This is a genomic window from Georgenia sp. Z1344, assembly GCF_057652375.1.
In genome coordinates, this window is record NZ_CM172728.1 from 2,002,522 (window position 1) to 2,016,379 (window position 13,858).

General features: G+C 72.1%; 13 protein-coding genes. 5 read left to right on the forward strand and 8 right to left on the reverse strand.

The window, feature by feature from the left end; genetic code table 11:
- Window positions 1-31: 31 nt before the first annotated feature.
- On the forward strand, window positions 32-511 hold the full coding sequence (locus AC24FB_RS09030) for a GlcG/HbpS family heme-binding protein (RefSeq protein ID WP_425715308.1): 480 nt from the start codon (window positions 32-34) through the stop codon (window positions 509-511).
- Complete coding sequence (locus AC24FB_RS09035) at window positions 508-1,887, forward strand: FAD-binding oxidoreductase (protein WP_425715309.1); 1,380 nt, start codon at window positions 508-510, stop codon at window positions 1,885-1,887. Before AC24FB_RS09030 ends, AC24FB_RS09035 begins: the two co-directional genes overlap by 4 nt.
- On the opposite strand, the gene AC24FB_RS09040 is transcribed toward AC24FB_RS09035, so the two are convergent.
- Together AC24FB_RS09040 and AC24FB_RS09045 are read right to left on the reverse strand one after the other, a co-directional pair.
- On the reverse strand, window positions 1,880-2,407 hold the full coding sequence (locus AC24FB_RS09040) for a zinc-binding dehydrogenase (RefSeq protein WP_425715311.1): 528 nt from the start codon (window positions 2,405-2,407) through the stop codon (window positions 1,880-1,882). The two genes, AC24FB_RS09035 and AC24FB_RS09040, sit on opposite strands and share 8 nt — an antisense overlap.
- Window positions 2,408-2,863 (reverse strand): alcohol dehydrogenase catalytic domain-containing protein, encoded by a 456-nt coding sequence (locus AC24FB_RS09045; RefSeq protein ID WP_425715312.1) that lies wholly within the window; start codon window positions 2,861-2,863, stop codon window positions 2,408-2,410.
- A gap of 195 nt (window positions 2,864-3,058) precedes the next feature.
- Between AC24FB_RS09045 and AC24FB_RS09050 the strand changes: the two genes are divergently transcribed.
- Complete coding sequence (locus AC24FB_RS09050) at window positions 3,059-3,484, forward strand: MmcQ/YjbR family DNA-binding protein (RefSeq protein WP_425715313.1); 426 nt, start codon at window positions 3,059-3,061, stop codon at window positions 3,482-3,484.
- 63 nt (window positions 3,485-3,547) lie between these two features.
- Here the strand turns inward: AC24FB_RS09050 and AC24FB_RS09055 are convergent, their stop codons facing one another.
- The 4 genes from AC24FB_RS09055 to AC24FB_RS09070 all read right to left on the reverse strand — a co-directional run bounded on the left by AC24FB_RS09055 (window position 3,548) and on the right by AC24FB_RS09070 (window position 7,695).
- Window positions 3,548-4,189 (reverse strand): SDR family oxidoreductase, encoded by a 642-nt coding sequence (locus AC24FB_RS09055; RefSeq protein ID WP_425715314.1) that lies wholly within the window; start codon window positions 4,187-4,189, stop codon window positions 3,548-3,550.
- Between the two features lie 155 nt (window positions 4,190-4,344).
- On the reverse strand, window positions 4,345-5,715 hold the full coding sequence (locus AC24FB_RS09060; RefSeq protein WP_425715315.1) for an FAD-dependent oxidoreductase: 1,371 nt from the start codon (window positions 5,713-5,715) through the stop codon (window positions 4,345-4,347).
- A gap of 166 nt (window positions 5,716-5,881) precedes the next feature.
- Window positions 5,882-6,829: an aldo/keto reductase gene (locus tag AC24FB_RS09065; RefSeq protein WP_425715316.1), complete on the reverse strand. Its 948-nt coding sequence runs from the start codon at window positions 6,827-6,829 to the stop codon at window positions 5,882-5,884.
- Window positions 6,826-7,695 carry a TetR/AcrR family transcriptional regulator gene (locus AC24FB_RS09070; RefSeq protein WP_425715317.1) on the reverse strand — a complete coding sequence of 290 codons (870 nt, stop codon included), beginning with the start codon at window positions 7,693-7,695 and terminating at the stop codon, window positions 6,826-6,828. Before AC24FB_RS09070 ends, AC24FB_RS09065 begins: the two co-directional genes overlap by 4 nt.
- A 177-nt stretch (window positions 7,696-7,872) precedes the next feature.
- Between AC24FB_RS09070 and AC24FB_RS09075 the strand changes: the two genes are divergently transcribed.
- On the forward strand, window positions 7,873-8,823 hold the full coding sequence (locus AC24FB_RS09075; protein WP_425715318.1) for an NAD-dependent epimerase/dehydratase family protein: 951 nt from the start codon (window positions 7,873-7,875) through the stop codon (window positions 8,821-8,823).
- A gap of 107 nt (window positions 8,824-8,930) precedes the next feature.
- Here the strand turns inward: AC24FB_RS09075 and AC24FB_RS09080 are convergent, their stop codons facing one another.
- The gene (locus AC24FB_RS09080; protein WP_425715413.1) at window positions 8,931-10,412 is read right to left on the reverse strand and encodes a catalase; all 1,482 of its coding nucleotides are present in this window, start codon (window positions 10,410-10,412) and stop codon (window positions 8,931-8,933) included.
- 360 nt (window positions 10,413-10,772) lie between these two features.
- Window positions 10,773-13,229 carry a DUF6777 domain-containing protein gene (locus AC24FB_RS09085; protein ID WP_425715319.1) on the reverse strand — a complete coding sequence of 819 codons (2,457 nt, stop codon included), beginning with the start codon at window positions 13,227-13,229 and terminating at the stop codon, window positions 10,773-10,775.
- Window positions 13,230-13,517: 288 nt separating this feature from the next.
- Here AC24FB_RS09085 and AC24FB_RS09090 point away from each other — a divergent pair, with 288 nt between their 5' ends.
- A complete protein-coding gene (locus AC24FB_RS09090; RefSeq protein ID WP_425715320.1) occupies window positions 13,518-13,856 on the forward strand; it encodes a DUF488 domain-containing protein in 339 nt (112 codons plus the stop codon).
- Window positions 13,857-13,858: the final 2 nt, after the last annotated feature.

The window sequence follows — 13,858 nt, forward strand, 5'->3', positions numbered from 1 at the left end:
TACCTCTATCCCGAGCGAAGGATCGCCGACCATGCACCCGCTTCCCACGAAACCCGCCCTCGACCTCCCCGCCGTCGACGCGTTGATCAGCGCAGCCCGACACCGGGCTGTCCAGCTCGGCGGCCGCTTCACTGTCGTCGTGGTCGACGACGCAGCCAACCTGCGCTCCCTGTTCCGAGGCGACGGCGCCGACCCACTGACCGTCGGGCTGGCCAGCGGCAAGGCGCGCCTGTCGGCTTCCAACGGCATGCCGACCCGCGACTGGCGCAGTGTCGTTGGGAATGACCCTTACCTCGGTCTCACCGTGCCCACGGTGCTCGACCAGCTGCTCACCGGTGCGGTGCTGTTCGCCGGCGGCTACCCGATCGTGGTCGAGCAGACCGTGGTGGGCGCGATCGGCGCCAGCGGCGGAACCGAGGACGAAGACGACGACGTGGCCCGAGCCGGCCTCGCGGCGCTGCCCTTCGCTGACCAGTTCACCGCACAACCGGCCAGCCACACCGCACCTTGAGCAGCGACCAGGCCCACACCACCGGCGATCCCGGCATGCTGCGCACCTTCACCGGCGAGTTGCTGCTGCCCGAGGCTGCCAATTACGAGGATGCACGCGTCCCCGCCGTCGCGCGGTTCGCCGCCGTCCGACCGGCGGCCATCCTGCGATGTCGAACCGCCGACGAGGTCGCACAGGCGCTCGGCCTCGTCCACCACACCCAGCTCCCTGTCGCGGTCCGAAGCGGCGGCCACGACTTCGCCGGGCGCTCCTCCACCACCGGCCTGCTGATCGACGTCGGTGCGATGAACAGCATCCACGTCGACGACAACCGGATTGTCGTGGGACCCGGCGCCCGGCTCGGAGACATCTACCGCATCCTGCAGCAACACGGGCGCACCATTCCCGCAGGTTCAGGACCGACCGTCGGCATCGCCGGACTCACCCTCGGCGGAGGGTTCGGCCTCTTGGGCCGACTCCACGGACTCACCTGCGATAACCTCGTCTCCGCCCAGGTCGTGCTCCTCGACGGCCGGATCGTGCGTTGCGATCACGAGCAGGAGCCCGACCTGTTCTGGCTGATCCGGGGCGCGGGCGCCACCGGCTGCGGCGTCGTCACCGAGCTTGTCTTCGACACCATCGCCGAACCGGGCTGCACCGCCTTCGAACTGACCTGGAACCATGAACACACCGCACAAGTGGTCACCGCCTGGCAGAACTGGGCGCCGTCCGCGCCCGACGCCCTCGCCGCCAGCCTCCTCATCACAGCCCCGGCCGACCCTGCGCGACCGCTGCAGTCCAGAGTCCTGGGCACCCTTGCCGGCGACGGTTCCCGCCTCCGGTCGCTGTTGTCCGTACTGGTGGCAGCGGTCGGGCCCCAGCCACGCAGCAGCTGGCAGCGTCGCTCGTCTTGGCTGGACGTCCGCACCTGGCTCAACGGCCCCGACGCCGATTTGGCGCCACCAGATGCGTTCAGCAAGTCCGAGTTCTTCCGCGAGTCGCTGCCAGCCTCGGCCGTCGACAAACTGATCACCGAGCTGGCCGATCACCGGCGACCCGGTGAGGCACGTGAACTCGACTTCTCTCCCTGGGCCGGCGCCTACAACAGAGTCGCCGACGGCCACACCGCCTTCCCTCATCGCCGCGAGCAGTTCCTGCTCAAACACACCGCCACCGTCTACCGCGGAACGAAGATCACGGCCTGCTCGACCGACAAGTGGATCACCCGGTCCTGGCGATCCGTGCAGCCATGGGGATCCGGAGGTGTCTACCCGAACTTCCCTGACCTTGAGCTCGCCCGACTCGACCGCGCCTACTACGGCAGCAACCTCAGTCGGATCGAGCAGATCCTCACCGCCTACACCCCAGACCTGCACCACCAGCAGGCCATCAAATGACTCCCGGATTGGCTCGGACACTCAGCCTTGAAGGCCGCCCGACGACTCCCGAATTCAACCGCGAACGACTCCCGAGATCGCCCGCGGAGCTAATCGTCGAGCTCGTGCTGCCCTGACCCGTGACGACGAGTGTGCCCGCCTTGCGCACGGTCTCGTAGCCTTGGCGGACGTGCTCGCCGGTGGTGACGCCGACGGTGACGATCGTCGAGTCCGTGCCCTGGCCGTTGGTCAGCGACTTCGCGAGCGCGTCGGCCTCCTCGATGGAGTCGAAGACGTCCGTGGCGCCGAGCTTGAGGGCGGTGTCCCGCTTGAACGGCTCCGGGTCGACGACGATGACGCGGCGCGCGCCCGCGTAGTTCGCGCCCTGGACGGCGTTCATGCCGATCCCGCCGGCGCCGAGGATCATCGTCACGTCGCCCGGCTTGACCTCGGCCGCGTTGACGGCGGACCCGAACCCGGTCGGGACACCGCACCCGATGAGGCAGGCGACCTCGAGCGGGAGGTCCTTGTCGATCTTCACTCACGACGTCTGGTCGAGCACCTGCCAGTTGGCGAACGTCCCGAGCATCGCGGCGGCGAAGACCTGCTCGCCGTTCGCGTCGGTCATCCGGGTCGAGCCGTCGAGCTGCGTGCCGTCGAGGATGAGCGCGCCGTAGTCGCAGAGGTTCTGCATGCCCATCGAGCACCACTTGCAGCGTCCGCACGCGGGGACGAAGGACGTGACGATGTGGTCGCCGACCTCGAAGCCCGTGACGTCCTCACCGAGCTCGCGGACGATGCCCGCGCCCTCGTGCCCCGACACGACCGGCAGGTTGGGGAGCGGGGTGTCTCCCTTGGCCATGTGCTCGTCCGAGTGGCACAGGCCGTTGGCGACGATCTCGACGAGCATCTCCCCGCGCCGCGGCCGGGACAGCTCGAGGTCCTCGACCAGCCACTTGCCGGGCTGCTCGCGCAGCAGCGCACCACGAATCTTCATCTGTTCTCTCCTCGTCGAGATCGGCGCGGTGTCACCCGTGACGGCCGCGCTCAGGGTGTCGGTATGCCCCCGATCGACATTGTGGCACCGAGTGCCGTCGCTCGGGCCCAGTTGGGAGCGACCGTGTTGCCGGCTACGGCCCGGTCGGGAGATTCCCGGCGCCGGCCCACGCCGCGCTGCTCTACCGTGCGTCGCATGACGCACCCACGGATGTTCGACGACGACGATCCGGTGCTCGCCCGCGTCCGCGCGGTCTGCCTCGCCCTGCCCGACGCCGCGGAGAAGGTGTCGCACGGGCGGCCCACGTTCTTCACCACGAAGACGTTCGCGACGTACGGCGGCAGCGTGAAGCTCGGCGGGGGCCGGCACGAGCGGCACGAGCAGAGCCTCCTGCTCAAGCCCTCCGACGACGACGAGCTGCGCGGTCTCCTGGCCGACCCGCGCTGCTTCTACCCCGCCTACGTGGGGCCATCGGGCTGGTACGGCATCGATCTCGACGAGGAGACCGACTGGCCCGAGATCGCGGAGCTGGTCGAGGAGTCGTACCGGGTGACGGCGGGCCCGCGCCGGGTCGCGCGCCTCGACAGCGAGCGCACCGACGGCCCGCCCGCGCCCGGCTGACCCCGGGGACGGGATCGGTCCGGCCGCGAGCGGGCCGACAGTGGAAGCGTCGGGTGAGGACGATCAGGCGAGCGCGTCCGCGATGGGGGTGTCGCCGTCGTGGAAGTTGATCGTCCGGCCGATGGCCGACGGCGTCTCGAGCGCCGCTGCGGCGACGGCCGCCACGTTGGCCCGGGACGTCTCGCCCGAGGTGTCGGTGACGGTGATCCGGCCGCTCGGCTCCTCGAGGGTGAGGCCGCCCGGGCCGAGGATGGTCCAGTCGAGGCCGCTCGCTCGCAGGTGCTCGTCGGCGGCGGACTTGGACTCGGCGTACGGGAAGAAGGAGCTGTCCTCGGGGACGCCGTGGTCGGGCCCGGCGCCCACGTAGGACACCATGACGTACCGGCTGACGCCCGCGGCCTTCGCGGCGTCCATCGAGCGGATCGCGGCGTCGCGGTCGACGGCGTAGGTGCGCTGCGGGTTGCCCCCGCCGGCGCCGGCCGAGAACACGACGGCGTCGTGGCCCGAGATCAGGTCGGTGAGCTCCTCGGTCGAGAGGTGCTCGATGTCGGCGACGACGGGGTTGGCGCCGGCCGCGCGGATCTCGTCGGCGTGCTCGGGGTTGCGGATCACCGCGTCGACCGAGTCGCCGCGCTCGACGAGGAGCGGGTGGAGGAGGAGGGCGACCTTGCCGTGGCCACCGAGGACGATCACGTTCGCAGTCATGGCGTCCACGCTAGGCCCGGGGCATGCGCGGTGCACGGGCGTGCGGCCCGGTCACGCTCGTGGCGGAACGAGGAATCGGCGGGACGCGGATCGCGGAGTCCTCGGGACGCGGATCGCGTCGCGTGCGGGAATGTCCCCGCACTCGTCGGGGGTGGTCAGGCGAGGACCTCGTTGAGCGCCTCGGTGGACGACGGGTGGGTCCAGATCCCGTCGCGCAGCTCGCTCGCCGTGATCCCGTGGCGCATGGCGAGGGCGACGAGGTTGACGACCTCCTGCGCGTCGATCGTGTGCAGGGCGGCCCCGACGACGCGGTCGGTCCCGCGCTCGACGAGCACCTTGACCAGCCCGTGCGTCTCCTCGACCGCCTTGGGCCTCGGCATCGCGGCGATCGCGGCCACCGGCTTCGCCTTGACCTCGACGTCGAGCCCCTGCTCGCGCGCCTCGGTCTCGCTGAGCCCGACCCGTCCGAGCGGCGGCGTGAGGAAGATGGTCGTCGGCACGGCGACGCGGTCGGCGGTGGACCGCGTGCCCCTGCCACGCAGGTCGTCCTCGACGATCCGCTGGTCGTCGTAGGAGATGTAGGTGAACTGCGGCCCGCCGTTGACGTCGCCGACCGCGTAGACGCCCGCGGCGCTGGTCCGCAGGTGCTCGTCGACGGTGATCGCGCCGCGCTCGCCGGTCTCGATGCCGGCGGCGGCGAGGTCGAGGTCGGCGGTGCGGGGGTTGCGGCCCGTGACCACGAGGATCGCCTCGGCGGTCAGCGCCCGCTCGGCTCCGTCGACCTCGACGACGAGGTCGGCGCTCGACTCGCCGTCGACGACCCGGCGTGCGGTCGCGCCGAGGACGAAGGTGGTCCCCGCGTCCTCCATGGCCCCGCGCACGCTCGCGGCTACGTCCTCGTCCTCGCGGGGCAGGAGACGCTCGGCGACGTCGACGACCGTGACCTGCGAGCCGAACCGGGTGAACGCGTCCGCGAGCTCGAGCCCGATCGGCCCGGCGCCGAGCACGACGAGGCGCTCCGGCAGGGCGGCGAGCTCCTGGACGCCGGTCGAGTCGACGACGTACTCGCTCTCCCGCAGACCCTCGACCGGCGGGAACGCGGGCTCGGCTCCGGTGTTGACCACGACGTGCGTGCCGCGGACCGTGACGGTCCCGTCTGCCGTGGCGACCTCGACCGTGCGCTCGCCGACGAACCGGGCCGGGCCGTACAGGACGGTCGAGGACTCGTGGTCGTCGACCATCGCGAGGTTGGCGGTGCGGAGCTTGGCGGTGAGGGCGTCCCGGAAGTCGAGGGCGGAGCGGAACCAGCCCTCCGCGTCCTCGCCCCGGCGCCCGGCGGCGCGGTGGACGAGCGCCTTGGTGGGCACGCAGCCGATGTTGATGCACGTGCCGCCGACCATGTTGGGGTCGGTCTCGACGATGACGACCCGCTCCCCGGACGAGGCGTGGGAGCGCGCGAGCGTCTTGCCGCCCTTGCCCCAGCCGATGACGAGCAGGTCCGCCTCGAGCGTGGTTCCGGTGGTCATGGCACAACTCTTGCACCCGACGGTGCGAGGCGACAGCGGCGCGGTCCGCTCCTCGTCGTCGTGCCCGTGGTTGTGGCGGTGGCCGAACCCGTGGCCGAACGTGTCGTCGTGGTCGAGAGTGCGGCTCAGGTCGGCACGGGCGGCCCGTCGTGGTCGAGCGTGCGGGTCAGAGCCGGCCGAGCCGGGCGTCGTCGAGGGCGGTGAGCGCATCGGCGCCGAGCTCGGTGGTGACGCCCTGCCACGCGGCCTCGAGCTGCTCGACGCTCGAGACGCCGACCACCGGGAGCACCGGCCGCACGCGCTGGCTCATCCAGGCGAGCACGGTCTGTCCGGCGTCGAGCCCGGCGCCGGAGGCCACCTCGCTCAGCTTGAGCAGCGCGGGTCCGAGCGCCGCCGTGTGGTACTGCTCGGGGATCGGGCGCTCAGAGCGGGTGTACGCGCCGGACAGCAGCGGCGAGTAGCCGAGCAGCGTGAGGCCGGACCGGACCGACAGGTGCGCGACGGTGTCGTCGAGCAGGACGTGCGGCGAGAGGTCGGCGCCCTCGGCCGGCCGGAGGTAGGTGAAGCGCTGCTGGAGCGCGGTGTACCGGTGCGCGGTGGGGACGGCGAGCGCGTCGCGCAGCCGGACGGCCGAGAAGTTGCTCGCGGCGACCTGCCGGACGAGTCCCTCGTCGACGAGCGCGGACAGCGCCCCGAGGGTCTCGTCGAGCGGGGTGTGGTGGTCGTCGATGTGGGCGTAGAGCACCTCGACCCGGTCGGTGCGCAGCCGCCGCAGGGAGTCGGTGACCTGCCGCCGCACGGCACCGGCCCCGAGCCCCGTGGTCCCGCCCGGGCCGGGGCCGCCGGGCACCGGGAGGTTGCCGATCTTCGTGGCGAGGGTGACGTCGTCGCGGGCGACCGACCCGCGCTCGGCGAACCACGCGCCCAGCGTGCGCTCGGACTCGCCGCCGTCGCGGCCGGCCCAGTGCGCGTAGATGTTGGCGGTGTCCCACGAGGTGGCGCCGAGGTCGCGCGCCCGGTCGAGCACGTCGTGGGCGATCCGCGCCGGCACGTGCGTGCCGAAGTACATCGTGCCGAGCGTGAGCGGGTGGGCGGCGAGCAGCGAGTCGGTCACCAGAGCGATCCTTCCGGGCGGGGTGCGTCGTCGGCGGGTGCGTCGTCGATGGGTGCTGCGCCCTCGGGGACGGGTCCGGGCTCGGTCATGAGACCGACGTCGGGAACGGGCCCGGGCTCGGGGACGAGACCGAGGTCGGCCGCCGTCTGCTCGACCACCCGCGCCCACACCGCGTCGGCGTCCGCCACGCCACCGGTGAGGTGACCGAACAGGTCGAGGGACACGAAGCCCATGATCGTCGACCAGGCGCCGATGCCGCGGGCGATCGCGGCCGGCGAGGGCGGTGTCGGATCTTCGGTGATCGCCTCCGGGACGAGGTCACCGATGAACGAGGTCATCGGGGCGAGGGACCGGGTAAGTGCATCGTCGTCGGGCTCCGTGGCCTCGTCGGACATGGTGATCTCGCCCGGCACGGTGATGTCCGGGAAGAGCGCGATGATCGGGGCGAGGACGCGCAGCGCGGAGGTCGTCGTCGTGTCCGGCGCCGCGTACCCCGGGATGGGGGAGCCGTAGATGAGGGCGTAGTCGTGCGGGTGGGAGACCGCCCAGCCGCGCAGCGCCCTGCACCAGGCTCGCCACCGGTCGGCGGGGTCGGCGTGGTCGGCCAGGGCGGCCACGGCGGCGTCGGTGAGTTCCGCCAGCTCGTCGTAGGCGGCGGTGATGAGCGTGGTGACGAGCTCGTCGCGGCTGGCGAAGTGGCGGTAGATCGCCGACGACGCCATGCCCAGCTCGCGGGCGACGGCGCGCAGCGAGAGCTGTCCCGGCCCGACGATCCCGAGCTGGCGCCGCGACTCCGCGACGATCCGGCGCCGGACCTCCGCGGTGGCCAGGGCGCGGGCGCTCGTGGGCGCGTGCTCGGTGTCCATCGGGCCAGTATGACTCATCCGGTGAGCGCTCGCCCCGTTGGGCGATCATGCGAACTTTTTGTGAGCACTGCTCTTGTGTGATGGGGCAGTGAGGTCTAGCGTGGCTTTCGTGAGCACCGCTCACTGATATGAACACCGCTTCGTCCGGCTCGTCCCTCTCGACCGCAGGAGTCCCTCATGTCCCACCACCTCGTCGTCGGAGCCGGCCCCGTGGGCCGCGCCGTCGCCCGCCACCTCGTCGCCCGCGGCGAGGACGTCACGCTCGCCAGCCGTTCCGGGACCGGTCCGCTGGTCGAGGGGGCGCGCCGCGTCGCCGTCGACGCCACCAGCGCCGCGCAGCTCGGCGAGCTCGCCGACGGCGCCGCCGTCCTCTACAACTGCCTCAACCCCGCCGGCTACCACCTGTGGGAGAAGGAGTGGCCGCCGCTGCACGAGGCGCTCCTCGCCGCAGCCGCCTCGAGCGGTGCCGTGCTCGCGACCGTCGGCAACCTCTACCCGTACGGGCGCGTGACCGACCCGATGACCGGGTCGACCCCGGAGGCGCCCGCCGAGCACAAGGGCGAGCTGCGGGCCCGGATGACCGCCGAGGCCATGGCGGCGCACCGCGAGGGCCGCCTCCGCGCCGTCGAGGTCCGCGCCTCGGACTACATCGGCGCCTCGGTCGGTCAGAACGGGCACGCCACCCGGAACATCGACCGCATCCGCGCGGGCAAGAGCGTGCAGGTCGTCGGGGCCACGGACGAGCCGCACTCGTGGACCTTCGTCGACGACGTCGCGGCAGCTGTCGTCGCGGCCGCCGCCGATCCCGCGCTGCACGGCCGCACCTGGCTCGTGCCGACCAACCCGCCGCGCACCCAGCGCGAGCTCACGGGCGATCTCGCCGCCGCTGCCGGGGTGGGGGTGCCGAAGGTGAGTGCGATGCCCACCTGGCTGCTCGTCGTCGTCGGGTGGTTCGTCCCCCAGATGCGTGAGATCCGAAAGATCGACCACCAGTTCACCGCGCCGTACGTCGTCGACTCGTCCGAGGCGGAGGCCGCTCTCGGGTTCGGCCCGACCCCGTGGGACGAGGTCCTGCGCGCCACCCTCGCCCCGGAACGGACCGCCGACCCGCGTCCCGCCGAGCACTGACGGCGCAGGGGCGCAGGGCCCGAGGGCGAACGACGACGGCGCACCCCGCGATGGGGTGCGCCGTCGTGCGCGTGCCGCCGTTCAGGGGCGGTTCGGGAGGTGCCGGATCAGCTGCCCGCGCGGACCTTGTCCTCGATCGCCTGACCGGTGGCCTGGTCGACCGCCTTGACGTAGAGGAAGACGCGCTCGCGCACCGGCTCGCTCACGCCGCCGAGCAGCGAGCCGGCGATCTGGTCGACGTACTCGGCGCGCTGGGCGTCGTCCCAGACCTCGCGGACCAGGGTCCCCGGCTGGCCGAAGTCGTCGTCGTCCGCCCGGAGCGTGTAGGCCTGGCGGACCATCTCGCCGTCGGACTCCCAGCCCTCGTCCTCGACCCCCTCGTAGTCGGAGTAGTCGCGGCCGTAGGAGTTGGGCACGTAGTTCGGCTGCGCGCCGCTGTGCTCGTACTCCATCGGTCCCGCCTGCCCGTAGTTGTTGACCTCGACGATCGGCTTGTTGACGGGCAGCTGGTTGTAGTTCGGGCCGATCCGGTAGCGCTGCGCGTCGGCGTAGGCGAAGACCCGGCCGAGCAGCATCTTGTCCGGGCTGAAGCCGATGCCCGGGACGGTGTTCGACGGGGCGAACGCGGCCTGCTCGATCTGGGCGTGGTGGTTGACCGGGTTCGTGTCCAGCGTCATCGTGCCGACCTCGATGAGCGGGTAGTCGGCGTGCGGCCACACCTTGGTGAGGTCGAACGGGTTGAACCGGTAGGTCCTCGCGTCCTCGTAGGGCATGACCTGGACGGAGAGCTTCCACGACGGGTGGTCGCCGCGGGCGATCGCGTCGAACAGGTCGCGGCGGTGGTGCTCGGCGTCTGTTCCGGCGAGCTCGTCCGCCTCTGCGTTGGTCAGGTACTCCATGCCCTGGTTGGTGTGGAAGTGGTACTTCACCCAGAAGCGCTCGCCGGCCTCGTTGACCCACTGGTAGGTGTGCGAGCCGTAGCCGTTCATGTGGCGCCACGTGCGGGGCAGGCCGCGCTGGCCCATGAGGTAGGTGACCTGGTGGGCCGACTCGGGGTTGAGCGTCCAGAAGTCCCACTGCATGTCGTTCGAGCGCAGGCCCGAGTCGGGGAGGCGCTTCTGCGAGTGGATGAAGTGCGGGAACTTCATCGGGTCGCGGACGAAGAACACCGGGGTGTTGTTGCCGACCAGGTCGTAGTTGCCCTCGGTCGTGTAGAAGCGCAGCGAGAAGCCGCGGACGTCGCGCCACGTGTCGGGCGAGCCGAGCTCACCGGCGACGGTGGAGAAGCGGGCGAGCATCTCGGTGCTGGCGGCCGGCTGGAAGACGGCGGCCTTGGTGTACGCGGAGACGTCGTTCGTCACCTCGAACCGGCCGAAGGCGCCGGAGCCCTTGGCGTGCGGGCGGCGCTCCGGGACGGACTCGCGGTTGAAGCGGGCGAGCGACTCGACGAGCTTGACGTCGTGCAGGAGGAGCGGACCGTTCGGGCCGACGCTCAGCGAGTTCCGGTCGCTGACGGCGGGCGCGCCGTTCTCGCGCGTGCTGGCTCCGGTGGGCGTGGTGCCCTGCGGGAGCGGACCGAGCGTGTCGATGCTCGGGTCGTGCGGGACAGGTGCGTTGTCTGCAGTCAAGGAAACCCTCTCTCGATGTCGCGACCGGCATGTCCGGTGCCGGTCGTGCTCCTGTCCGGGCAGGCCAGGGCGTGCCCGGTGCGTGCTGTTCTCTCTCGGTTCTTGCTCGGTCGAACCCCGGTGCTGCCCGATCCATTCCCGTTTCCATGATTTGGAATCGATGTGCGGGCCGTGTGGTGCCGTTCTCGTCTGTGGGGGGGAGTGGCGGTGCGGTCAGGGGCCCGCGCCGAGGTGACCCCAGGATATGACGCGGTGACGTGACGTGGGGAGCGGGTCCGATGCGCGGACCGGGTGGTCGGAACGTGCCGGGGCGACCGCGGGTCAGCAGTCGGCGCCGACCTGGACCGGGGCGGTGATCGACGTGACCACGCCGTCCTCGGCGCCGACCGAGACACTCATCTCGGCCGGGCCCCACTCCGTCTGCTCCGTCAGCACGTCGAGGTTGATGTAGTCGTACGCGGTCCCCTCGTGGACGGCCGAGGACGTGGGTGCCTGCGGGTGGGCGGCGATCACGGGGCTGATCGGGTGCCCGAGGGCCACGCCGGTCGGGCCGGTCACCGTCGCGGCGCCGGCCGGTGCCGCGGGGTCGGTGAGGTAGACGCGCCACTCGGTCGCGTCGGGCGCCGTGCCGGGACGGATGAGGTGCAGACCGGCCCAGGTCGTGATCGTGCTGTCGACCGAGCAGTAGCCGTCGCCGGGGACGAACTCCTCGGCGCCGGGGCCGAACAGCTCGGACAGGGCGTCGGTCGCGGCGGTGGCCGGCCCGGCGTAGGGCAGGGAGACGAGCGTGGTGCCGTCGTCGGCGAGGAGGTCGAGGCCGCCGGTCATGATCTGGACGGTCGCCGCCCCGGCGGGCCCGGCCGCGGGGTCGGGCTCCGCAGCCTCGGGGTCCTCCGCCTCGGTCGCTCCCGGCTCGGCCGGCTCGGCCGGATCGACCGGTTCCACCGCCTCGACCGGCTCGACGGGCCCGGACGCGCCCGCGCGGAACAGGGCGACGCTCGTCGTCGACTCGGCGGCCGTGCCGATCTGCTCCCAGGTCTGCAGGTCGGAGCTGCGGTAGACGCCTCCCGCGGCCGGCGGGTCGGTCGTGCTGGCGCCGACGTAGTCGTCGACGGCCAGCCATTCGCCGTCGCCCGGGTTGAGACCGGTGAGCACGAGGCGGTCGGGCTGGGTGGGGCCGATCGCCCAGGTCGTCCCGTCGGGGCTCGTACCGGCCGAGCCGATGGGAAGGTCCCACTCGGCGTTGTTCGCCGGGTCGGCGATGCGCTCGCCCCCGACGAAGCCCCACTGCTGCCCGTCGTGGGCGAGGTCGAGGCGGACGATGTCGTCCTCGAGCGCCGACCGGGTCCACGTGATCGTGTCCGTGCTGGTGAAGAGCACCTGCATGCAGGTCCGGAACTGGCACTCGGTCGCCGTGGCGATCCAGCGTCCGTCGCCGTAGGCCACCGAGTTCATGCCCTGGTACCGCATCTCGCCCGAGCTGCCCATGAAGGGGTTCTCGTACGGGTCGGTCGTGGCGACGCGTTCCCAGGTCTCGCCGTCGTCGCTGCGGTAGATCGCGCCGCTCGACCCGTCGCCCTCGCCGCTCTCCTCGGCGAACGACCGGTCCCCGACGGCGACCCACGTGCCGTCCCCGTAGGCGACCGCGGTCAGCGGGTCGATGACGTCGATCGCCGGTCCCCAGGTCAGCCCGTCCGTGGACGTGTGGATCGCGCCCCCGTACCGGTCGTTCACCCCGACGGCGACGGCCAGTCCCTCACCGGCGGCGACGTCGAGCATGGGTGTGGTCTCGAGGGCGACGCTCCATTCCACGCCGTCGGGGCTGGTCTGGATGGTGCCGGACGCGGGGGCGCCCGACGGGTCGTACTGCGCCTGGACGTGCGTCGAGGACGTCGCGAGGTAGACCGTTGCGCCGGAGTGCGGGCCGACCGTGCGCTCGACGAGCTCGCCGGTGTCGAGGTTGGCGACCGTGAAGGCCGAGACGGCGTCGGCGGCCGGGGTCACGCTGACGACGCGGTCGAGGGCGAGCCCGTCCCAGGCGGCGCCGACCGTCTCGGCCTGCGCGACCGGGCCCGGCAGGTCGGGGGCCACGAGCGGGTTGCCGCACTCGCACCGCACGGCGGGGGCGCCGCGGTCGTCGACCATGACGGCGGATCCCGCCTGCAGCACCGCCTGGTGCGGGGTGGCGGCGCCGCCGGAGAACCCGTGGTTGGTGACGAGCGTGTCGGTGGTCAGCACCACGGAGGTCAGGCCGTCGACGTACTCGGGGATCGCCTCGGCGTCGATGTCGAGGACGCCGGCCCAGGCAGCCGCCTTCTCGTCGTCGTCGGCGAGGAAGGCGACCAGCGACTCCGGGTCGCAGACGTCGCTCACGCTCGACCCGCCGTACAGGCCCGGTGCCGTTCCGGAGACGGTCGAGGTGCTCGTTCCCGGGGTGGTGCTCGCGCCCGTGGTCAGCTCGGCCGTCCGCGCGACGATCGTGTCGACGAAGGGCGAGCTCGTGTCGATCTCCGGGGCGGTGACCGTCTCGGTGAACGGGCTCTCGCCCGGCTCGTCGGCTGGCTCGAGCTTGACGACGTGCACCGCCTCGGTGGCGTCTCCGCCGCTCGCGGCCGGGGCGACTGGGTCGGTGGACGCGCCGTCCGTCTCGTCGAGGAGACGCACCGCGACCAGGGTCGCCGCGACGACCGCGGCCACTGCGACGAGCGCGACGAGGACGAGGACGATCGGGCGGCGTGGTCGGGGGGGCCGTGCGGGCATGGCGTCGGGTGCGGACATGGTGGTGCCCTTCGAGGGGTGCGCGAGAGCCCGTGGGCTGTCCGGGGGGACCGCAGGTGGCGCGAGCGTAGGGCTCGGGTCGGCGCGCGCGACAGCCTCGAGGGCGTCGTTCCCTCATGTCCGGCACAGGTTCGGCACCTGCTCGGCGCCGGCTAGGCACTGCCTCGACGCTCCGGGCGGGGCGGCTCGGGCCGCGAGCTCGGCACGCCCCGGCGAACCCCTCGGCGTATGTTCGAGGTGTCGGCGTCGACCCGATCGGGCGCCGCGCGAGTGGGCGAGGAGGAACGGATGGGACTCCGGATCAAGCGTGTCTACGACGACGCGGCCGAGGCGGACGGGTACCGCGTGCTCGTCGACCGCATCTGGCCGCGCGGCGTGAAGAAGGAGGACGCTCGCATCGACGAGTGGCTCAAGGACGTCGCCCCGTCGACCGACCTGCGGAAGTGGTTCGGCCACGACCCGGACAGGTACGAGGAGTTCGCCGGCCGTTACGAGTCCGAGCTCGACGGGTCCGACGCCCTGAGTCATCTCGAGGACCTGGTCGACGAGCACCGCACGGTCACCCTCGTCTACGCCGCGAAGGACACCGAGCACAGCCACGCGAAGGTGCTCGCCGGCCTGCTCTGAGC